24 protein-coding genes are annotated in these 21,899 nt (G+C 37.8%); 19 read left to right on the top strand and 5 right to left on the bottom strand.

Translation table 11 applies throughout. From position 1 onward, the window contains the following. Window positions 1-47: 47 nt before the first annotated feature. Window positions 48-380, bottom strand: a complete 333-nt coding sequence (locus CIN_RS10065; RefSeq protein ID WP_008854992.1) for a tRNA-binding protein — start codon at window positions 378-380, stop codon at window positions 48-50. Between the two features lie 85 nt (window positions 381-465). Continuing rightward, entirely contained in the window at window positions 466-732 is a 267-nt protein-coding gene (locus tag CIN_RS10060; protein ID WP_008854991.1) for an accessory factor UbiK family protein, read from the bottom strand. Window positions 733-857: 125 nt separating this feature from the next. On the opposite strand from CIN_RS10060, the gene rfaD reads away from it, so the two are divergent. The 15 genes from rfaD (at window position 858) to CIN_RS09985 (ending at window position 13,443) form a co-directional block, all read left to right on the top strand. Further along, window positions 858-1,841: an ADP-glyceromanno-heptose 6-epimerase gene (gene rfaD, locus CIN_RS10055; protein WP_008854990.1), complete on the top strand. Its 984-nt coding sequence runs from the start codon at window positions 858-860 to the stop codon at window positions 1,839-1,841. Between the two features lie 43 nt (window positions 1,842-1,884). Then, entirely contained in the window at window positions 1,885-2,712 is an 828-nt protein-coding gene (lgt, locus tag CIN_RS10050) for a prolipoprotein diacylglyceryl transferase (RefSeq protein WP_008854989.1), read from the top strand. Beyond that, entirely contained in the window at window positions 2,705-3,751 is a 1,047-nt protein-coding gene (locus CIN_RS10045; RefSeq protein ID WP_008854988.1) for a class I SAM-dependent methyltransferase, read from the top strand. Before lgt ends, CIN_RS10045 begins: the two co-directional genes overlap by 8 nt. Beyond that, complete coding sequence (gene pgeF, locus CIN_RS10040; RefSeq protein ID WP_008854987.1) at window positions 3,741-4,517, top strand: peptidoglycan editing factor PgeF; 777 nt, start codon at window positions 3,741-3,743, stop codon at window positions 4,515-4,517. Before CIN_RS10045 ends, pgeF begins: the two co-directional genes overlap by 11 nt. A 4-nt stretch (window positions 4,518-4,521) precedes the next feature. Next, complete coding sequence (locus CIN_RS10035; RefSeq protein ID WP_008854986.1) at window positions 4,522-5,493, top strand: hypothetical protein; 972 nt, start codon at window positions 4,522-4,524, stop codon at window positions 5,491-5,493. Between the two features lie 50 nt (window positions 5,494-5,543). Next, window positions 5,544-6,479: a ribose-phosphate pyrophosphokinase gene (locus tag CIN_RS10030; protein WP_008854985.1), complete on the top strand. Its 936-nt coding sequence runs from the start codon at window positions 5,544-5,546 to the stop codon at window positions 6,477-6,479. Window positions 6,480-6,503: 24 nt separating this feature from the next. Beyond that, window positions 6,504-7,115: a histidine phosphatase family protein gene (locus CIN_RS10025; RefSeq protein WP_008854984.1), complete on the top strand. Its 612-nt coding sequence runs from the start codon at window positions 6,504-6,506 to the stop codon at window positions 7,113-7,115. 123 nt (window positions 7,116-7,238) lie between these two features. Next, window positions 7,239-8,030, top strand: a complete 792-nt coding sequence (locus tag CIN_RS10020; RefSeq protein WP_008854983.1) for a TIR domain-containing protein — start codon at window positions 7,239-7,241, stop codon at window positions 8,028-8,030. Window positions 8,031-8,207: 177 nt separating this feature from the next. After that, window positions 8,208-8,870 carry a 50S ribosomal protein L25/general stress protein Ctc gene (locus tag CIN_RS10015; protein ID WP_008854982.1) on the top strand — a complete coding sequence of 221 codons (663 nt, stop codon included), beginning with the start codon at window positions 8,208-8,210 and terminating at the stop codon, window positions 8,868-8,870. 29 nt (window positions 8,871-8,899) lie between these two features. Next, window positions 8,900-9,472: an aminoacyl-tRNA hydrolase gene (gene pth / locus CIN_RS10010; protein ID WP_008854981.1), complete on the top strand. Its 573-nt coding sequence runs from the start codon at window positions 8,900-8,902 to the stop codon at window positions 9,470-9,472. Between the two features lie 4 nt (window positions 9,473-9,476). Continuing rightward, entirely contained in the window at window positions 9,477-10,571 is a 1,095-nt protein-coding gene (ychF, locus tag CIN_RS10005) for a redox-regulated ATPase YchF (protein ID WP_008854980.1), read from the top strand. Window positions 10,572-10,631: 60 nt separating this feature from the next. Next, on the top strand, window positions 10,632-11,900 hold the full coding sequence (locus CIN_RS10000; protein WP_008854979.1) for a glutamate-5-semialdehyde dehydrogenase: 1,269 nt from the start codon (window positions 10,632-10,634) through the stop codon (window positions 11,898-11,900). Then, window positions 11,901-12,515, top strand: a complete 615-nt coding sequence (locus CIN_RS09995; protein ID WP_040364400.1) for a nicotinate-nucleotide adenylyltransferase — start codon at window positions 11,901-11,903, stop codon at window positions 12,513-12,515. 29 nt (window positions 12,516-12,544) lie between these two features. Continuing rightward, window positions 12,545-12,985 (top strand): ribosome silencing factor, encoded by a 441-nt coding sequence (gene rsfS, locus CIN_RS09990; RefSeq protein WP_008854977.1) that lies wholly within the window; start codon window positions 12,545-12,547, stop codon window positions 12,983-12,985. After that, window positions 12,985-13,443 carry a 23S rRNA (pseudouridine(1915)-N(3))-methyltransferase RlmH gene (locus CIN_RS09985; protein WP_008854976.1) on the top strand — a complete coding sequence of 153 codons (459 nt, stop codon included), beginning with the start codon at window positions 12,985-12,987 and terminating at the stop codon, window positions 13,441-13,443. Before rsfS ends, CIN_RS09985 begins: the two co-directional genes overlap by 1 nt. Before the next feature lie 14 nt (window positions 13,444-13,457). Here CIN_RS09985 and CIN_RS09980 read toward each other — a convergent pair whose 3' ends face one another. Then, on the bottom strand, window positions 13,458-14,204 hold the full coding sequence (locus CIN_RS09980) for a CHAP domain-containing protein (protein ID WP_008854975.1): 747 nt from the start codon (window positions 14,202-14,204) through the stop codon (window positions 13,458-13,460). 378 nt (window positions 14,205-14,582) lie between these two features. Here CIN_RS09980 and CIN_RS09975 point away from each other — a divergent pair, with 378 nt between their 5' ends. Then, entirely contained in the window at window positions 14,583-15,257 is a 675-nt protein-coding gene (locus CIN_RS09975) for an MBL fold metallo-hydrolase (protein ID WP_040364399.1), read from the top strand. A gap of 16 nt (window positions 15,258-15,273) precedes the next feature. Beyond that, window positions 15,274-15,828 carry a DUF192 domain-containing protein gene (locus tag CIN_RS09970; RefSeq protein WP_008854973.1) on the top strand — a complete coding sequence of 185 codons (555 nt, stop codon included), beginning with the start codon at window positions 15,274-15,276 and terminating at the stop codon, window positions 15,826-15,828. Between the two features lie 77 nt (window positions 15,829-15,905). On the opposite strand, the gene dps is transcribed toward CIN_RS09970, so the two are convergent. Both dps and CIN_RS09960 read right to left on the bottom strand, forming a co-directional pair. Then, window positions 15,906-16,394, bottom strand: a complete 489-nt coding sequence (dps, locus tag CIN_RS09965) for a DNA starvation/stationary phase protection protein Dps (RefSeq protein ID WP_008854972.1) — start codon at window positions 16,392-16,394, stop codon at window positions 15,906-15,908. Between the two features lie 222 nt (window positions 16,395-16,616). After that, window positions 16,617-18,251 carry an NAD-dependent malic enzyme gene (locus CIN_RS09960; protein ID WP_008854971.1) on the bottom strand — a complete coding sequence of 545 codons (1,635 nt, stop codon included), beginning with the start codon at window positions 18,249-18,251 and terminating at the stop codon, window positions 16,617-16,619. A gap of 386 nt (window positions 18,252-18,637) precedes the next feature. On the opposite strand from CIN_RS09960, the gene CIN_RS09955 reads away from it, so the two are divergent. After that, complete coding sequence (locus tag CIN_RS09955; protein ID WP_008854970.1) at window positions 18,638-19,615, top strand: SDR family NAD(P)-dependent oxidoreductase; 978 nt, start codon at window positions 18,638-18,640, stop codon at window positions 19,613-19,615. A gap of 129 nt (window positions 19,616-19,744) precedes the next feature. Further along, window positions 19,745-21,643: a glycosyltransferase family 2 protein gene (locus tag CIN_RS09950; RefSeq protein WP_040364397.1), complete on the top strand. Its 1,899-nt coding sequence runs from the start codon at window positions 19,745-19,747 to the stop codon at window positions 21,641-21,643. Window positions 21,644-21,899: the final 256 nt, after the last annotated feature.

Genomic DNA, 21,899 nt, shown 5'->3' with positions numbered 1-21,899 from the left:
AATACAATCATTACTGGGTATAATGTTAATACGAAATAGATGTGGCGTTAAGATATTTTTGTGCCATTTGGCACTGGGCGCTCAATTGTGGAGATCACTATTCCTTGATCGGTTTCAAAACCAGTTAATAAGAATTGCGATCTAAATGGGCCAATTTGTTTTTCTGGGAAATTTATTACGCCAATAATTTGTTTACCAATAAGTTCTTCTTTTGCATAAAGGCTAACAACTTGAGCGCTTGTTTTGCGTTCTCCATAAGCGCCGAAATCTACCCATATTTTATAGGCAGGTTTTCGAGCTTCTGGGAAATCTTCGACTTTGATAATCGTGCCAGCAACCATGACGATTTTTTCAAAGTCTTTCCATTCAATGAGATCCATTGGAAAAGTCCTTTCAAAAAGAAATAGTATGACTGGCTTACCTTTATTTTTCAATAAAATCACAGAAATATAAAGCTAGTTTTATCTATTTTTGTTTACCTTCAAGTGCAGCAAGACGTTCTTCAAGTTTTTCGACTTGTTCTTCTAATTTTTCTTGAGCAGAACGTGTGCGACTAGCAATCTCGGTAATAATCTCGAATTCTTCACGGCGAACAAGGTGTAATGTGGATAACACTTCATCAACGCGACCTTTAACAATGCCAGAGATTTCTTCTTTGATTCCACTAAATACAGAAAACGCACTGCCAGCAGCCTTAGAGGCATCACCAAACATTTTTTTAGGATCGGGCATGATTTATACTCCTGATTAAAAAAGCAAATATATAGACTAGAATAATTTATTATAGCTAGGTATCATGCTTTATGTAAATTTGTCTTTGGTTTTTAACTTAAATCTTTAAATATTCGAAAAACAACATGATTATCATTACGGGTGCGACTGGTTTTATTGGATCTTGCTTACAAGCAAAACTTCATGCGTTAAAAGAAGAAACAGTTATTGTCGATTGGCTAGGCGATCAAGGGAAGTGGCGTAATATTGCTAAACATACCCCTGATGCTGTGATTATGCCAGAAGCGCTCGACGATTTTTTGAAAACGGCGAAGAATGTAACTGCGGTTATTCATCTCGGTGCGATTAGTGAGACGACGGCTCGTGATGGGGACCTAGTTTGGCAAACCAATGTCGATTTATCGATGAAATTATGGCAATGGTGCGCACAGCATCAAGTTCGGTTTATTTATGCTTCTTCTGCGGCGACTTATGGTGGCGCAAATACAGCAGAGGAGTTTATAGATGATCATGCACGTGTTGATCAATTAAAGCCTCTTAATTTATATGGATGGTCTAAACAGGTTTTTGATATGCAAGTATTAAAACAGGTTGAAACCAAACAACCTTGTCCTCCACAATGGGTTGGTTTAAAATTCTTTAATGTTTATGGGCCAAATGAATATCATAAAGGGAAAATGATTTCTGTCGTTAAAGTGAAATTTGACGATATTGTCCAAGGAAATGCACCAAAACTCTTTAAATCCGACCAACCTCATTTGGCTGATGGTGGCCAAGCCCGCGATTTCATCTGGGTCGGGGATGTTGTCGATATGATTTTATGGTTCTTAGAAAATCCTAAGGCAGCCAGTGGGATCTATAACTGTGGAACAGGTCAAGCCAGAACCTATTTAGATTTAGCTTATGCGGTTTGTGCTTCGATGAATGTCAGTAAAAAAGTTGATTTTATTGAAATGCCATCAGCGTTAAGAGGACAATATCAATATTTCACGCAAGCCAATATGAATAAGATTAAACAAGCAGGATATAATAAACCTTTTACGTCATTAGAAGACGGAATAGGTCAATATATTCAAGACTACTTGCTAAAATCAGATTCTTACCTTTAATATAGCCGTTTTTTGATCGTTTCGCTGAAAGATAATTATCCTTATGTTTGGCCCTTTGTATTATCCTCATTTTGATCCTGTGATGTTACAGATCGGTCCATTATCCATTCGTTGGTATGCGATGGCATATATTACCGCGTTGGTTTGTGGATGGTTATTGGTTCGACGTTTGGTTCGTAAAGATCCTATTGTTGCGACTAAAGAGCAAGTTGATGATTTCCTAACTTGGGCGACGCTTGGAGTTGTTTTTGGTGGACGAATAGGCTATTGCCTTTTTTATCAACCAGGATGGTATCTTTCACATCCATTGCAAATTGTTCAAGTGTGGCATGGAGGAATGTCGTTCCATGGTGGGGCGTTGGGTGTGATTATCGCCCTGATTTTATTTACACGTAAATATAAACTGAGTTTCTTAGGCTTCTCTGATCGTGTTACAACAGTTGTGCCTTTGGGTTTAGGGTTGGGACGATTAGCGAACTTTGTGAACGGAGAGTTGGTCGGACGTGTCGCACCAGATTGGTTGCCATGGCGTATGATCTATCCAGATGTTGTGGGCGCAAGGCACCCTTCAGAACTTTATGAAGCCTTTTTAGAAGGGTTTGTTCTGTTTACGATCATGATGATTTTGGCACATCGTAAGTCTATACGTGAACATGCAGGATTTTTGTCTGGTGTGTTCTTATTAGGCTATGCCATTGCACGTAGTTTTTGTGAGCTCTTCCGCCAGCCCGATAGCTTTTTAGGCTTTATTGTTGGTGATATTACGATGGGTCAAATTTTATGTATTCCAATGGCTATTGCGGGATCGTATTTTATTTGGCAGTCTTTTCGCCTTCCTAAACTTAAAGGATTAACAGTCGAGAATGACTAATAGTCACCCGATCAGACTGGATCACTTTATCGCAGCTGCAAATGCCGCTTATTATGGACGAAAAAATCCGTTTGCTGATTTTATTACCGCTCCAGAAATCTCTCAAATGTTCGGCGAGTTAATTGCTATTTGGGTTATTATGGTTATTCGCTCTATGCCAAACGGTACAAAGATCACATTGGCAGAGGCTGGCCCTGGGCAAGGCACATTAATGGCCGATATGTTACGGGTCATTCGTCAAGCTTCGCCAGACATTTATCAAAATTGTTCAGTCATTTTTGTTGAGACTTCTGAACGTTTGCGACAAAAGCAAAAAGAAGCTCTTGCGGATCATACAGATTTATCGATTAGTTGGTATAATACGATTGAAGCAATTCCTTCGCAGCCAATGATTTTAATAGCGAATGAGTTTTTAGATGCGTTGCCTATTCGTCAGTTTGTTAAAATTAGTTCTAACGAATGGGCAGAGCACTATGTGGATCAAGAACAATTAGTTCAAAAGCCAGTCGAACATTTACCTGATGCGCCTATTTTTCAACGCCCCATTAAAAAAGGCGATATTGTTGAAGTCTGTGAAGTTGGGCAAGAGATTATAAAGAATCTTGCGAATAGAATATATAAAGACGGTGGCGCAGCTCTTTTTATTGATTATGGATATGCCAGTGCGGTGTGGGGTGATACGTTGCAAGCAATTGCTGGAGGCGAAAAAGTTTCTCCTTTTGTTAGTCCTGGTGAAGCTGATTTAACGGCGCATATTGATTTTCTAGCATTAAAAGAAATTGTGATGGCTACAGGCGCGCAAGCTTATGGTATCCAAACTCAAGGTGAATTTTTGAAACAACTTGGGTTAATGGTAAGAGCAAAAATATTGTCAGCACGCGCGACAGAAATAGAACAAAAACAAATTTCACAAGCGGTTCATCGCTTAATAGACCCCAGTGAGATGGGCGATTTATTCAAAGTAATGGCGATTACGTCTCCTGATTTGCCGATACCTCCTGCATTTGAATTGAAAAGGGAAGAAAATAATGAGTGCTGAGCTTTTGGTTATTCGCCATTCTTTGCTGAAGGATAAAGTTCGGCATGGTTTTTTCACACGAGTAGGAGGCGTATCCCAAGGGGGATATGCATCTTTAAATTGTGGGATCAAAACAGAAGATAATCTAGAACATATTGCAGAGAATAGACATCGTGTTGCTCAGGATATCGGAGTCGAAGATTCTTATTTGTGGGGTGGACTGCAAGTTCATAGTGCCAAAGTTAAATATGTTACCAAAGAAAATTGCGAGCGCTGTGAGGTCGATGGCGGTGTTACGGACGATCCAGATGTAGCGGTTAGTGTTCTGACTGCTGATTGTGGGCCTGTTTTATTTACCACTTTTGATGGTCGTATTGTTGGGGCTGCACATGCAGGGTGGCGTGGAGCTGCGTTTGGTGTTCTTGACGAAACAATTACTCAAATGGAAGCGCTGGGTGCCAAGACAAACGAGATTATCGCGGTGGTAGGGCCTTGTATTGATGCGTCTCGTTATGAAGTTAAAGATGATATGAGGCTGCAAGTTTTAGAGCAGGATTCTCATGCAGGGGTATTTTTTAAGCAAGTGACCGACGATCAATATTTATTTGATCTTGGGCATTATTGCGTGGATCGGTTAAGAAGACGACATGTTGCAATTGCAGCTTTGTTAGGTCGAGATACGTTGAGTGATGAGACACATTTTTTTAGTCATCGTCGTAGAACATTAGCAGGGGGTGGGGTGTTAGGTCACCAAATCTCTGTCATTGCTTGTAATAAAGGTAAGTAGAGTTATGCGTATTCAAAGATTCTTGTTGTCTAATTTGGGATTAAGTTTATTGGTGATGATCCCGTTGGTTGGGTGCGTTCAGGTTCCTCATCCTTTTGAGAAAAAAGAAGGCACGGCAGGAGGGAAACTGACAGCGCCACCACCTTCACGGTTGATTGTTCCAGTTCCTACAGAATCTTTGTTAACCGATAAAGATTCTGCTTTATTTGCTAAAGATATGGTGCAAGCAATGTTGGATCAAACCGTCCCTGCGGTGGTTGGTCCTGCACAAAAAGGGGATTGGTTGTTGATGATGAAGGCACAATCCCAAGATGGAACGGTGACGCCAGTTTTTAGTATTGTTGATCCAAGTGGTAAGATTTTAGCAACACGTACAGGTATGCCAGCTTCGGTACAAGATTGGTCAAAAGGAGATCAAAATCTTTTGATGCAAGTTGCACAACAATCAGCACCGGTGGTTACAGAAGTATTGCAAGGGCTGCAAGCTCGTGTAATGGCAGCTGATCCTCATAGTTTAAAAAATCGTGCTGCTCAGATTTATTTCGAAGGGGTTACAGGGGCCCCTGGTGATGGTAATATGGTGATTGCTCGTCAATTTGTAATTTCTATTAACGATAAGTCAAACGCGATCCAGTCTAAGAAAGACAAAGCGGATTACATTGTTGATTGTAAAGTCAGTGTGGTTGATGGCGCGGCTGGAACAAGGGGGAATCCAGTGCAACATGTTGATATTGTATGGCGTATTGTAGATAAACATGGCAAAGAGGCAGGTAAAGTTACACAAATAAATGATGTGCCTGCACATAGTTTAGATGTATATTGGGGAGACACAGGTACAGCTGTTGGTCAAGAAGCCGCAGGTGGCATTAAACATGTTATCAGCAATTATTCTGGAAGGGATATTAAGCCGCTGTCTGATAAAAGTGGAGGTGGCAATAGAACATTGTTAGCCCCTCCAGATTTAATTCAAAAATAAGAAATTTAAAATTATATAAGTAAGACCTTACGGATATCGGAGTTGCGTAAATGAAAATTATTTCTGGAAATAGTAATCGACCCCTGGCTGAGGCTGTATCGGCTGAATTAAAAATGCCTCTATGTGATGCTTCGGTTCAGCGTTTTGCTGATAAAGAAATCTTCATAGAAATTTATGAAAATGTGCGTGGTGAAGATATCTTTGCTGTGCAAAGTACGAGCTATCCAACGAATGATAATTTAATGGAATTATTAATTATGTTGGATGCATTACGCAGAGGTTCTGCCCGTCGTATTACTGCGGTGATGCCTTATTTTGGATATGCACGTCAAGATCGTAAATCAGGTCCAAGAACGCCAATTAGTGCAAAATTAGTCGCTAACTTATTGGTTGAAGCAGGGGCTAGTCGTATTCTGACGCTAGACTTGCACGCAGGGCAAATTCAAGGGTTCTTTGATATTCCTGTTGATAATCTTTATGCAGCGCCATTATTTACCAGAGATATTATTAAAAGACATAGCGATAAAAATAACCTGATGGTTGTTTCTCCTGATGTCGGTGGGGTTGTTAGAGCACGTCAACTAGCGAAAAGATTAGATGTTGATTTGGCTATTATTGATAAAAGACGTGAGCGTGCAGGTGTTTCCGAAGTCATGAATGTGATTGGGAATGTTGAAGGGCGTCATTGTATTTTGGTTGATGATATTATTGATAGTGGTGGATCGCTTTGTAATGCAGCTGAGGCATTGATTAATGCAGGAGCTGTGGGAACGGATGCTTATGTAACCCATGGGGTTTTATCAGGCGCTGCTGCGGAAAGAGTTCAGAATTCTGTATTGGGCGAACTTGTAACCACAGATAGTATTCTAAAAAGTGATTCTGTTCGTGCAGCGTCAAAAATTCGTCAAATTTCACTGGATAATTTATTAGGCAGAGCTATTCGTGCGGTCGCGGATGAAAGTTCTGTTTCTTCTTTATTCGATTAATTAAATTATAAAAGGTATTATGTAATGTCTGCTTTACTGAATCGTCCATACTGGTATTTGCGTCATGGTCAAACGGATTGGAATGCTCGTAATTTATCACAGGGCAGAACCGATATTCCTTTAAACACGGTGGGGTTATCTCAAGCAGTGGCTGCGGGAAGCGCGATTGCTAATCATTGGAATGATTTGGAATTACCGATTACTCAGATTATTAGTTCTCCTTTGGGACGTGCACGTAAAACAGCTGAAATGACAGCTGAGATTATTCATAAAAAAGTAGGTGTTAATTTACCGATTGAACTGGATGATGGTTTAAAAGAGGTTTGCTTTGGGGTTGAAGAAGCTCAACCAATGGGGCCATGGTATGACGATTGGATTGCAGGGACGTTTACTCCAGAAGGCGGGGAGCCTTTTGCAGTTTTATCTAACCGTGTTGCAGAGGCTGTTAATCGTTCTATGTGTAAAGCAGAAAGTGGCACTGTATTGATTGTTGCGCATGGCGGTATTTTCCGTGCACTGCGCTACTTGATGGGTTTGAAAGCGAATGTCCGTTTGCCAAATGCACAACCGATGTGTGCCAGACCACCTGAACAAGGTGCAAAAGCATGGGAGTTACATGCACTTCCTTTAGAATAAGCACTGTTTGTATAAAAAGATAATTTAAAGCCATCGATTTATTTCGAAATCGATGGCTTTTTGTATATAATATGTTGTAATATTTTAATAAAATAATGGTATATTTTGCTGAGGAATAAAATAATGACTGAAAAACCACAGATATTTTTAAGCCATATTACCGAAGAGAGGGAGCTCGCATTAATTTTTAAAATAGAAATAGAAAAAAAATTTTTGGGAACATTAGATGTGTTTTTATCTAGTGATTCTGGTAGTGTCTCCTTGGGGAATTATTGGTTAGATAATATTACTGCAGGTTTGCGTGAATGCATTTTAATGATTGTATTTTGCAGTTCTTATAGTATTCAAAGATCTTGGATTAATTTTGAGTGTGGTGCAGGATGGGGAAGAGGAATTGATATTATTCCTATTTGTCACTCAGGTTTGCGTCCTGTAGATTTGCCACTGCCTATAAGTCTCTTACAAGGTTTTAGTATTGATCAAACGGTGAAGTTACAAGAAGTATTCGATGCTATTGCTAAAAAATTAAAATTAAATCCTCCTCAAATGGATACACAGTTAATTTCTGATCAATGTAATCAGTTTCAGACTGAATATTCTAAAAATCAAAAAATAAAATTATATTTAATTCAAATTAAAGAAAAACAACCGTATTTATGGCAAGCATTACAAGAAAATATAAATCAATTTAATCAAGTCAGTCGACATAAGACAATTGTAATTTCGAATTATGCACAAGTAGACTATCAAAAAATTGAGCAATATCTAGAGAATCTACAAGAGAACAAACATTTAGAGTTTTCTTTTGGAAACATAAATCTATTGATTGGTCCAGTAGATTCTAAGGTTACTTATGGTACTTTACAATTGCAATTTTCAGATGATGCAATTGATGTCTTGAAAACACTTGTTTAAGTTATGTTTAGTTTATTTAAGTAAGAATCATAATTAATAGTAAAATGAATAAAAACTTAGTTTTTCTATAAAGATATTTGCTTTTTTATTCCTTTTTCGTTAAAGAATAATTTGCACTAACACCCCTGGAGGTTGGTGCTTATTGTTTTGCCTTTTATATTTAAGGAGCTTTTTAAAGTGGCAGCGAAAAAATTTGTAGAGTTAAATGTTGAAATGCGTGCGAAGGCTGGTAAGGGGGCAGCGCGCGCAACACGTCGTGAAGGTCTAGTTCCTGGCGTTGTTTATGGTGGTAAATCTGAACCAGCAATGATTGCAATTGATCCACGTTTAATCATGCGTGAACTTCATGGTTCATGGCGTTCTCAATTATACCAAATCGTTGTTGATGGTAAAAAAACATCTGTTGCTTTGTTACGTGCGGTGCAAATGCATCCCGTTACAGATCGTCCATTACACGTTGATTTCCAACGCATGGTTGCTGGCCAACATATTCGTGTTGAAATTCCAGTTCACTTTGTTGGTGAAGATGAATGCCCAGGTTTCAAACGTGATGGCGTATTGAATACAGTAATGCATTCTATTGAAATTAATTGTGACGTTGAAAATATTCCAGAAGCATTTATTGCAGATCTTTCTGGTTTGGATATTCATGATACAATCAGTTGGTCTCAATTAAAGGGAACTGAAAACGTTACCCATACTAACCAAAACGAAGAAGATTTTGTTGTTGCTTCTATTTCTGCGCCAACAATTGCTGTTGAAATCGAAGAAGAAGATGCAGCCGAAGCTGAAGCAGCTGCTGCAGAATCTGCAGAAGAAGCAAAAGTTTCTGAAGAATAATTTTCTTTTAATTATTGAAAGAATAGATCATGTTACTGTGGACTGGGCTTGGTAATCCTGAGTCTGGAATGCAGGCAAACCGCCATAATATTGGTTTTATGGCGGTCGATCGAATTGCGCAATGCCATGGTTTTTCACCATGGCGTAAGCGTTTTCGAGGGGAAGTTGCCGAAGGAAATATTAATGGGGAAAAAATCCTCTTATTAAAACCAATGACTTATATGAATCTTTCAGGGGAAAGTATTCAACAAGCAATTGCTTTTTATAAAATCCCTTTAGAAGATTTAGTTGTTTTTCATGATGAGCTTGATTTATCACCTGGCCGTATAAAAATTAAAAAAGGCGGAGGTGCCGCAGGGCATAATGGTCTGCGTTCAACGGATAAAATGCTCAGCAATCAAAATTATTGGCGTGTGCGTCTTGGGATCGGACATTCTGGGGATAAAGCGCAAGTCGCCAGTTATGTATTAAGTAATTTTTCAAAAAAAGATCAGGAATGGCTGGATCCATTTATTGATGCGGTTGCCAAAGCAGCACCGTTATTAGTAGAACAAAAAATGGATGGATTTATGACAAAAGTCTCTTTGTTAACGAAGGAATAAAAATATGGGGTTTAATTGTGGTATTGTTGGATTGCCTAATGTTGGTAAATCAACCTTGTTTAATGCGTTGACGGCAACTGCGGCTGCACAATCAGCAAATTATCCATTTTGTACAATTGAACCGAATGTTGGTCGTGTGGCGGTGCCAGATACACGATTGAATGTATTGTCACAAATTACGAACTCTAAACAAATCATTCCAACAAGCTTAGAATTTGTTGATATTGCGGGATTGGTTAAGGGCGCTTCCAAAGGAGAAGGGCTAGGAAATCAATTTCTTGCTAATATTCGTGAAGTTGATGCGATTATTCACGTGCTTCGTTGCTTTGATAATGATGATATTACACATGTTGAAGGATCAGTAGATCCTATTCGTGATGCAGAAATTATCGAAACAGAGTTGATGATCGCGGATTTAGAAAGTCTTGAAAAACGCACGATCGCTTTGCAAAAAAGAGCACGCGGAAATGATAAAGAAGCACAAGAAACACTTGTTTTAGTTGAGCCATTAATTAAAGCGTTACAAGATGGGAAGCCTGTTCGTGATGTAATTCCAGCAGGTGAAGAAAAAGCAATTTCTCGCCTTCAACTCCTAACCAGCAAACCAGTTTTATATGTTTGTAATGTCGAGGAAGAATCTGCAGCAACTGGGAATGCTTATTCTGAAAAAGTTTTGGCAATGGCTAAAGCGCAAGGCGCTGAAGCTGTCATTGTTTCTGCTGATATTGAAGCAGAAGTTAGTCAGTTAGGCAAAGAAGACCAAATGGAATTCCTTTCTGGCTTAGGGTTAGAAAATAGTGGTTTGGATCGTGTGATTGCAGCAGGTTATCATTTGCTAAGCTTGATTACCTATTTTACTTGTGGGCCAAAAGAAACCAGAGCATGGACGATTGTTAGAGGTACTAAAGCACCACAAGCAGCAGCAGTTATTCATAATGACTTTGAGCGTGGCTTTATTGCTTGTGAAACCGTTGCTTATGATGACTATGTGCAATTTAAAGGCGAGAGTGGCGCTAAAGAAGCTGGTAAAGCCCGCATTGAAGGCAAAGAATATATTGTTAAAGATGGTGACGTTTTACTCTTCCGTTTCAATGTATAATTTGCTTTACTAAGAAAACGATTATTTGTTTTTTAGATATATTGCTGGTCAAGGAAAGGTATGGCGATGGTCTCTGTCAGTTCAAATTCGACATTAACGATTACAGAACTTGCACAAAAAGTCAGAGATGCTGCATATCAGCTATCCCGTACCGATATTCAACAGCGTAATCAAGCATTACGCTGTGCAGCCAAAGCATTGCGTGCTGCTGAAGCTGAGATTTTGGCAGTCAATGCCGATGAAGTTGCAAAGGCCGATGTTTCTTCAGCGTTTAAGGATCGTATGACGCTAAATCATGATCGTTTAGAAGCAATGGCTAAAGGGTTAGAAGATATTGCTGGGCTGCCAGATCCTTTGGGAAAAGAGTTAGCCAGTTGGGATAGGCCGAACGGATTAAAGTTTAAACGTGTGTCTGTGCCTTTAGGTGTTGTGGGAATGATCTATGAAAGTCGTCCTAACGTAGGTGCAGATGCTGTTGGAATTTGTATTAAGTCAGGAAATGGCATTGTTCTACGTGGTGGATCCGAAACGCATTTAACTTCTATGGCGATTCACAAGGCGATGCAGCAAGGAATGAGTGATGCTGGATTAAATCCAGATTCGATCGCGATGCCTTCTGATAGTGATCGCCGACATGTTATGGAGATGTTGCATGCAGTGGGAATTATTGATGTCATTATCCCACGTGGTGGTTATTCCTTGATTAGATTTGTGCAGCAGGAAGCAAGAGTGCCAGTGTTGGCTCACGCCGCTGGATTATGTCATACTTATATTCATCAAACAGCAGATTTTGAGAAAGCTCGTAAAGTTTTAGCGAATGCAAAGATGCGTCGCACTGGGATTTGCGGTGCTACTGAGACTTTATTAATAGACGAGTCTATTGCAAAAGAATTATTGCCTATTTTAGTTTCAGATTTACAAAAGCTTGGTTGTCGTTTTGTTGGGAATGCAAAGGCAAGTCAGATTGCTTCTGAAATAGAACTTGCTTCTGATGAGGATTTTGCAACAGAATGGTTAGATGCTGTATTATCCGTTGCAGTTGTTAAGGATATCGAAGAAGTCATTCAGCATATCGTTAAGTATGGCAGCGGTCATACAGAAGCAATTATAGCTGAAGATGAAAAAGCAGTTCGATATTTTATGGATTCTGTGCCAAGTGCTGTGGTGATGTGGAATACATCAACGCAGTTCTGTGATGGTGGCGAGTTTGGATTTGGTGCAGAAATTGGCATTGCAACAGGTCGGTTACATGCCAGAGGGCCAGTTGGAATCGAACAATTGACCAGTTATCGCTATGAAGTTTATGGTAATGGTCAGGTGCGTTCTTAAATGATATCGATACCGACTTGGGGAGATCGCAGAAATATACGAGTCGGATTGTTCGGGGGATCTTTTAATCCGATTCATGAAGGGCATTTGGAGCTTGCTAATCGTGCATTGAAATTTTTGCGATTAGATCAAGTCTGGCTGATGGTTTCTCCTGGAAATCCTTTGAAAGTTGGCACAGAGATGGCGCCGTTTCAAGAGCGTTTGGAATTAGTTCAACAACGCGTATCAGGCAGGCGCTTAATTCCAACTGATATCGAATGTCGATTAAATACACGATATAGTTGTGATACGATTCAGCTATTACAGCAACGTTTTCCATATTGTAAATTCGTATGGTTGATGGGAGCAGATGGATTGGCTCAGATGGCTTTATGGTCGCATTGGCAAGAAATATTAAAGGTCGTGCCTATGGCGGTTTTTCCAAGACCATCTTATATATATAGTGCGTTAAATGGTCAGGCAGCACAGTGGGCCAGAAGAACGCGGTTACCTTCTCGTTATGCGACGATATTAGCTGATTTTCAGCCTCCGGCATGGGTTTTTGTTCCTGCGCCAGAGAATAGTATTTCAGCAACGGCGTTAAGACAACAACGCAAACAGTTACTAGAACAGTAAGTTCAGATTAAAATAAGGAATAGATTTATATGAACGAACAGATTTCACGCAAAGAAGTCGTGCAAACAGGGCCACAACACACCGTTAAAAGAGCATCTATTTTAGATGATGCAAAATTAAAGCAAGTTGTTGACTTGATGGTTGAGTCTTTGGATGAAGATAAAGCTGAAGATATCATTGTGATTGATTTGGTTGGAAAGGCTTCTTTTGCAGATCGTATGATTATCGCGACAGGGCAAGTTGATCGTCAAATTCTTGCAATGGCAACACATTTGGATAAAATACTTTTCGAAAATGGTATTAAAAAATCAACCATGGAAAAAAGTCCTGATTGGGTTTTGTTGGATGCAGGTGATATCATCGTGCATTTGTTCCGTGGAGAAGCACGTGAATATTATAATATTGAAAAAATCTGGAATGTAGATATTTCAGAAGCTTCAGAAGTATCAACTGAAGCACCTCAAGAATAATGTTTTCGATTATTGCCGTAGGAAAAATGCGGCATAAAGCAGAATTAGAGCTTGTCGATCGTTATGCTAAGCGGATTCGCCCTAGATTATCAATCATTGAGGTGAGCGAAGCAAAGGGTAGTCCAGAAGAGGCAAAGATTAAAGAAACACAAGCTTTATTAAATGCTTTGCCAGATCGGTCTGTTGTCATTAGCCTTGATGAAGGTGGAAAAAACTACAGCAGTCTTGTGTTTGCAGGTAAAATGCAAAAATGGATTGAAGAATCCAGACCTATTTCTTTTTTAATCGGAGGAGCAGAGGGATTGCATCAAGCAGCAATTCAACGCTCTGATTTGGTTTTGTCTTTGGGGAGTTTAACTTGGCCCCATATGTTGGTTCGGATTTTATTAGCTGAACAGATTTATAGAGCTCAAAGTATTTTACAAGGACATCCTTATCATCGTCAAGGACGTCCTTAATATCTTATAGTTAGTTATTGAATTGAACGATCTGGTGCGTCAGCAAAGAAATCATCAGATACGTTCGGGCTTAAAGCCACTTGTGTATTAACTTTTGAGTATCCAGGTGACGTTGCAGCATCTGCAGACCATGTTTTAACATTTTGTCTTGGTGCTTGACGTTTCGCAGCAACATTTTGTGTTTCTGCGCTTCTACCATTGTTGGGGTAGATAAATCCATGGGTTGGATAAATACTACCGAAATTGCTTTTATCTCCATTAGTTGCAACACGAACAGCCGTCCAGTCATTATTCGGAGAAACGTCAATGACTGGTGTATTGCGACTGATTCCTCTTTGTGCCCAATGGGATTGATCGATAATAACTGTTCTAGAATCGACAACTTTTGTCACTACAGCAACATGTCCATAAGGCATTTTACGTGTAGAACGGAAGCTTAGAACGCTGTTTGGTTCTGGGGTATTTCCACGATCATAAACGCCTGCGGCATTGCTCCACCAATTTCCAGCATTTCCTGATAATTGAACGTCAGATGCTGAGCGAGCAAATGCAACACATTGAATAACGCGGCCACCACCATGAGAGTAACCTCTGTGTCTGTAGCTTACTTTGCGTGTTTTAAAGCTGCTTTTTTTTGTGCCATGGATGGTTTTTTTTGCAGACACTTTTGTTATGTGCGCGCTTTTACTGGCGTGATGTGTTGTTTTTTTTGTCGCATGATGTGGTGTGCGAGCATTTGCATAAGATGTTGAAACAACCATGCATGAAAACATTAAAAGAAATGAGGTAAATTTCATTTTAGTATTATGATGCATACAGACGTTTTTCATCGGCGACCCTATTGTTAATATTATCGAATTTATGGAAATGTGAATTATCACTAACGGATTCAAGTGATTAGGGTCAAGGAAAATATATATGTATTTTTACTTTTTATTTTTTTTTTATTTTTTTCTATAAAATTGTGTCTTGTTTTGATGTAATCAGGTCACAAAAAATTGTATTTAATCTGTACAATTATTTTGGACGTTGCTTCATTGATTTCTTTACATAAATTTTTACATTATTTTTATACAGAATAAAATATTATTGGTATGATACGCTCTGAATAATGATTTATACGAAAATGGAGTATTTCCTTGTTTCTTGAAATTGAGTCTCTAAAAATAGAGATTATACCCGTTACGATGCTGCGTCAAAATTGTATGTTGGTATGGGATCAGAAGATTAAAAAAGGGATCGTTAGCGATCCAGGTGGGGATTTACCTTTTATTATTCAAGCCATTGAAGCGGATGATATAGAGATACAAGCCATCTTATTAACGCATGGTCATTTTGATCATGTGGGTGTCACCATGGCATTACAACAATATTTAGAGAATAAGTATCAAAGAGAAGTTCCTATTTTAGGTCCTAGTATTGAAGACCAATTTTTATTGGATAAAGTTGCAGAGGATGTGAGAAATTTTGGAACGCAAATGGCCAATATTCAAAATGTTAAGCCAACACGTTTTTTAAAAGATCAAGAGATTATTTCTTTTGAGGGGATAACTTTTGAGGTTTTACATGTTCCGGGGCATACGCCTGGTCATGTGGTGTTTTATGAACCCAAAGGGCGTTTTATGATTACTGGGGATGTCTTATTTAAAGGGACAATTGGTCGAGCTGATTTACCTTATGGGGATGGGGAGTTATTAATACGAACCATTAAGGAAAAATTATTGCCGTTAGGTGATGATATTTATGTATTGCCGGGTCATGGTATTGGTAGCACGATTGGTTATGAAAAATTAAATAATCCGTTTTTGATTTAAAGAAAGAATATTAAAAGTGAAAAAGCATTTTATTCATTTAGCTTTAGCGTCTGTTGTTTTTGCGGGTATTGGGAGTGTAGCTGCTGCTAAAGCTGAAAATATTGAGCACGATATTACACAAGCGCAGGCTGAGTTAAGTAAGCAGCCTTTGACGATTACGACCAAAGATGGTCAAAAGCACGAATTCTCTGTTGAGATTGCTAAAACACCTATGGAACAAGAAGTGGGTGAAATGTTTAGACCAAGTATTCCTGATAATGGAGGAATGTTGTTCGTATGGCCAGCACCGCAAGTGAGCGATATGTGGATGAAAAATACGATGGTGCCTTTGGATATGGTTTTCATCGACGCGAATCATCGTATTAAAGCAATTGCAGAAAATGCAGTGCCATATAGTTTAGCGCCGATTAGTAGTCATGGGGCTGTTATTGCTACTTTAGAGCTTAAAGGTGGGATTACTGAAAAACTAGGGATTGTTGTTGGGGATACCGTTAATAGTCCAGTATTTGATGCTCCTCAAGCAGCTCCTGCCGTAAAGTCTGTTGTTAAGCAAGAGAATAAAAAGAAATAACGCTGGTTAAATTTAAAAAGGGATCTTTGCTATTTAACAAAGATCCCTTTTTGATGCGTTTAAGTAGAGACTAACGCTTATTTAACAGCTTTATGAGCTTCTAAGAACCATAGTTGTTTATCAAGTGCTCTAGAAATTCCTGTGAATATATCAGCAGTATCAGCATCACCGGCTTCATCGGACTCATCAATTGCTTTACGAACAGCATTTGCGAATACGCCATAGCGTGCAATGAGTGCATCAATATGGTCTTCAATACTGAAAATATCGGTTGGGTAAGGAGAAATTTTTGAAGTTTTGGCAATGTCTTGTGTTGTGCCAAAAGCTGTCCCACCAAGAGCTGTAATACGTTCAGCCATATCATCATTAAATGTATCTAATTCACCACGGAAGCCATCGACCATTGTATGAACTGCAATGAACTGTGGGCCTTTCATATTCCAATGGGCTTGTTTGGTTAAAAGCGCTAGATCTAAGCCATCAGCAAGACGCTCATTTAATAACTGAATAACAACTGTTTTTGTATTAGAAGGAAGGTTGTTTAGGGTAGGATGTAATTTAGACATAAAATAAATCTCCTTTGAAATAGCGTTAAGTAGAAGATAAGTCAGATCATTGATAAAATCAATAGAAAAATATAAAATAAACTAAAAAGTGAAGTTTTTTACGTAATAATTCATAATTAAAATTGTAAAAAACGATCATTATTTAATCATAATAAATTTATTTTCTACTGGCTTTGGAAAATTATTGGCTCTATAAATCCAGCAATAGAGCCAATAATAATGTTATGAATAGGTTGGGTTGTATAAAAGACTTTCAATCCAGCTGCGAATGTTAGCTGGTCGTTTAACCGTTGCCATATGATGGTCAAACATATATTCCGCAATACGGGTTGCGGTTGTGACCTCCATTTCTAAAATATTCTTTGTTTCTGGGAATAGCATTCCGCGGTTTCTTGCATCTTGATCCACTTGATCTGCAAGTGCAAAGGCAGCTTCAACAAAAAGATCATCTGTGATGCGTTTAGGCTTGGTTGCATAGACTGCTAATCCAACAGCAGGGAAAATTAGAAAGTTATTGGCTTGACCAGGGTGTAATGGTTTTCCTTTAAAGTTTACATCTGGAAATTGAACACCGGCGGCAAAGAGTGCTTGTCCATTGCTCCAGTTATAAGCCTGTTCAGCGGTGCATTCTGCATGATCAGTTGGATTGGAGAGTGCGAAAATAATGGGTCGTTCATTTAAACTTGCCATTTCTTTCACAACTTCTTTGGTAAAAGCACCACCTTGAGTGCTAACGCCAATTAAAGTTGTGGGTTTTAATTCCTTAATGATTGTTAAAAGATTGTTTTCTATCTTTTCATCGTGAGCATAAGGTTTTTGCCACTTATTTAAGTCTTTTCTATTTTTTCCAATTAACCCATCAATATCAATTAAATGAATGGCTTTATAAGAATCGGCTTCAGAGATTCCTTCCATCTTAATTGCTGAACGGATCATATTTGCGATTCCAATGCCTGCAGAGCCTGCCCCTAAAATGAGAATGCGTTGCTCATTAAATTTTTCTTTTTTGATTTGCATTGCTGTGGCAAGGCCAGCGGTGACGATAGAAGCAGTTCCTTGGATATCATCGTTATAACACAGATATTGATCGCGATAGCGATCTAGCAACCGCATGGCATCGGTGCCTTTCCAATCTTCAAAATGAATGCAAACGCCTGGAAAAACTTCATTCGCGGCAATCATAAAAGCGTCTGCGATGTTATTGACGGTTTCTTCTGATGGCGGTGTAGATCTTGTTCCTAAATAAAGGGGATCTGCTCTTAGTGCGTCATTGGTTGTTCCGATATCCAGTAAAATAGGGAGGAGATGTTGAGGAGGGACTGCTGCGCAAGCAGTATAGAGTTGTAGTTTGCCGATGGGAATGCCCATTCCATTTGCACCAATATCCCCTAAGCCTAAAATACGACCTCCTGTAGAAATACAGATAAAGCGAATATCTTTGATTGGCCAATTACGTAAGGTTTCTACAAATTGGTCTTTCATATCTTTTGTTAAGTAAATGCCATTGGCTCGACGAAAAATATGACCAAAATTTAAACAGGCATCGGCAACGGTAGGATCATATACAATAGGCATGAACCGAACAGGATCAGACATAATGACTTTATAAAACAAGGTTTCATTGGTGTCGGATAAGCCGATAAGATAGATATAACGTTCTAAATCATTTGGTTTTCTATCTAGGTGAGATAAAACACGTTCAACTTGTCGATCTAACGTCTCGACAGTAGGGGGAAGTAATCCTTCCAATCCTAAAGTTTTTCTTTCTTCTTCAGTAAAGGCGGTGCCTTTATTTAATCTTGGATTATCAAGAATAGCATAGCCTTTTAAATGAGACTTAGAAGATGAGTCTGACATCATTTTACTCCTATATAGTGTAAATAATAGCATTCATCGAGGGGTGTCTTTGTATTAATGATTGTATTGTAAAATACATCATTGCATAGTTAATATAGACGATTGAATTTTATAACGTTAAAGAAAGTAAAAACTATTTTTGTATAAAAATAAATAGTTTTATAAAGTTATATATAAGTGCTCTAGAGTTAAATTACATTGAATATAGGTGTTTGTCGAGAATATGAGCTTTTCAAAAGTGGTCTAAACTCAATGTGTGTAATTATAATAACGTTAAAAATAATAATAGAATGAGTTGATATTTTTACAGTGACAATTTTGGATATTTTGTTACAACAAAGAAGGTTGATATAAAGTAAAACTATAATTTTTTAAAAGGTGCTTAAGTGGTTTTTTTGGTAACAGGTGCAGGTGGATTTATAGGATTTCATCTTTCAAAAGCCCTGTTGGCGCGTGGGGAAAAAGTCATTGGTCTTGATAACCTGAATGATTACTATTCTCCTTCATTAAAACAAGCTCGTTGTGAGCAATTGAAACAATCTCAGCATTTTTCTTTTTATCATGCGGATATTACAGATCAGACAGCAATGGAACAAATCGTTCAGCAGCATTCTGATATTCAGTTTATTTTTAATCTAGCCGCTCAAGCAGGGGTTCGATATTCGCTAGACAATCCCTTTGCTTATATTCAAACAAATGTCATGGGACAGGTCTCTATTTTAGAGATGGCTCGTCGGTTACCTAAATTACAACGTATCTTTTATGCGTCTTCATCATCTGTTTACGGATTAAACAAGAAACTGCCGTTCAGTGAGACTGATAGAGTAGATCGTCCGAGTTCTGTTTACGCGGCGTCTAAACAGTCTGCAGAGTTACTTTCTTTTACCTACAACCATTTATACGGATTAAAGCAAACAGGGTTACGCTTTTTTACGGTTTATGGTCCATGGGGTAGGCCTGATATGGCATATTACTTATTTGCTAAAGCAATTATAGCAGATAAACCTATTACTTTATATACAGGTCAAAACCTTTCGAGAGACTTTACGTATATTAGTGATGTGATCGATGCATTGTTGAGTTTGTTAGACAGTGCTACTCTAGAAGATTATGGTATCTTTAATATTGGTAATAGTTGCCAAGAAAAAGTTGAAAGTCTTGTGATTTGTTTAGAGGAAAATCTCGGTAAAAAAGCGGTGATCAATTATGTGGAGCGTCCAGAGACCGATATTGAGGCAACATTATCAGATATTAACGCAATATATAAAGCAACAGGTTGGACGCCAAAAACGAAATTATCGGATGGCATTCGTCAGTTTGTAGATTGGTTTCAGAATTTGGGGGGGGATTGCTCTTATAGATAGTATGATTATAGATTGAAAATAAATTGTTTCAATAATAAAAAAAGTCTATATATTTTTTGCAATGTATTATTATTATTATTATTATTATTATTATTATTATTATTATTATTTCGTAGGATGAGATTTCGAATGCAATTTTTCTATTTAAAGAACTCAGAAGGTCAATATTTATCTGTAATGAGTAGTGGAGAGCATCGTGGTGAGCTTTGTATTTCACTTGATGGTGTTAGAGGTCAAGAAAGTTGTAGGGTTATTGGGATCGTTTTGCGTAATAAAAATAGCAAATTACTCTTTTTACATGCAGAATCTGATAATATCACCCTTAAATTACGGGATAGACCATTTGCTTCTGTAATATTACCTTTTGGCATGGAATCTGGGAAAAGGTTGCATACTATTTCTTTATATGATTTGCAAGATCACTCTTGGGTTTGTGCTCCTCCAGTGGGGCAACAGACAGGAGATGGGCGAGTTAGTGATGGTAGTAATTTATGTAAGTTTGTTGATGCCGCATGTGATTGGGAAGCGTTTCACTTAGAAGATATTAGTGATAATAATGTTTTTTTATTTATTAAAAAATTTCTTGTTACTTTTAGCAATTTTTACACAGATAAACCTACATTTGAGATTGTTCAAAAAATTCTTGTTTCAAATATAAATAATAATTTAAAGCAAGTGGTGTTGAATGCGTTATATCCCTCTATGGGAGTGAAGCTTTTAGACAGAATTTCTCATGAGCTTAAAAGTTCTAATAATTTTCAAAGATTGTTTACAGAAGTATTTAAAGATGATTTTTGGGTTAAGAATGCTTTATCTCCATTGATGGCGTGGGAGAAGGAGAGGCAAAATAGGTCATTTTTATTGTGTGATCAACAATATGATATGTTGCAACAATATTATAAAGAACATGACTTTGCATCAATTACCCATGCTATTAATTGTGTATATAGAAGATCTGTCGAGCCAACTAAAAAAATATGTATTGTTACAACGATAAGAAATGAAGGTATATATTTATTAGAATGGATTGCGTGGTATAAAAAGCTCGGAGTTGAGCATTTCTTTATTTTTAGTAACAATAATGATGATGGTTCAGATGATCTCCTAAAAGCTTTGGCTAATGCTGGTATTATTACATGGATCTCTAATGAAATGGGAGCAAATGCTAAGCCTCAAGCAAAAATTTGTAATTATGCGTTCTCAACATTGCCAGAAATTTTGGATTACGAGTGGAGTTTAGTTGTAGATGTTGATGAGTTCTTGTCAATTAATACAACTTTATTCACGGATATTTATGGTTTGTTAGGTTGGATTGAAAGAAAAGAAGTGGATGCTGTTGGGTTTAATTGGCAGTATACAACATCTAACCAAACGTCAAGTGATGTAGCACAATGTATTAAAAGTTTGGTATTAGAAAGAGTCCAATATTTTATTAAAGATTCAGTTATTGGTTTAGTTAATAATATCATAAAAAGTATGTGTAAACCAAGGTATATGATCAGTTGTAGTGCGCATTATCCTGTATGGAGTGAAAAGTATCATGCGACCTATCGATTGATCCAAGGTGATATACACCGCTACTCTCATAATAATTCGCATTACTATTCAGATAATCCTATGTGGGCGGATCATAATCATCGAGGTATAGCAAATATTGTGCATTGTCGTTTTAAAACGCCGTTGGAATTCTTATTAAAGTTGTACAGGGGGGATGTATTAACTGATTTTCATGAGCATAGTAATAAGTCAGTTTCATTAGAAATTTTAGATGAAGGGCAAATTTATCATTTTAATCAACAGCATATGCAGTTTGGAGATGAAATACCTTCTCATTATCTTGTAAGTAAAGCAAATGTTTTGTCTATAATTGATCAGATGCGTGCTTTACCAGGTGTTGATGATGCTTATAATAATATTCTAGCAATCACCGAATTTAGAATAAAAGAAATTTTACATTTTATGAGAGAAAATAAAGAAAGATTAGGAAGTAATTCGCTGAAACTACTACATAGTATTGATGGGGAATAAGATTAAGTATTATATTTAATAGGGTCTTTTTGTATGTGGGCATCAAGCGAATTGAGTAAACCACTTTTACCATTAATATAATTATAAAAAAAGCTTATCTAGAATATATTCTAGATAAGCTTTTTTATAGGACTCGCTCTTTCTTTCCTATTAGACCTCAAATTATTCTAACCTATTGAAAGTATTGGATTTCCAAAAACTTTCCAAAAAATCTGATATTTTTTATAGAAAGTTATTGACGGTTTGGTTTGGTTTG

Source organism: Commensalibacter intestini A911, from assembly GCF_000231445.1.
GTDB lineage: Bacteria > Pseudomonadota > Alphaproteobacteria > Acetobacterales > Acetobacteraceae > Commensalibacter > Commensalibacter intestini.
Note: the sequence above shows the minus strand (reverse complement) of the source record. Positions and strands in the feature narration are given on the sequence as shown.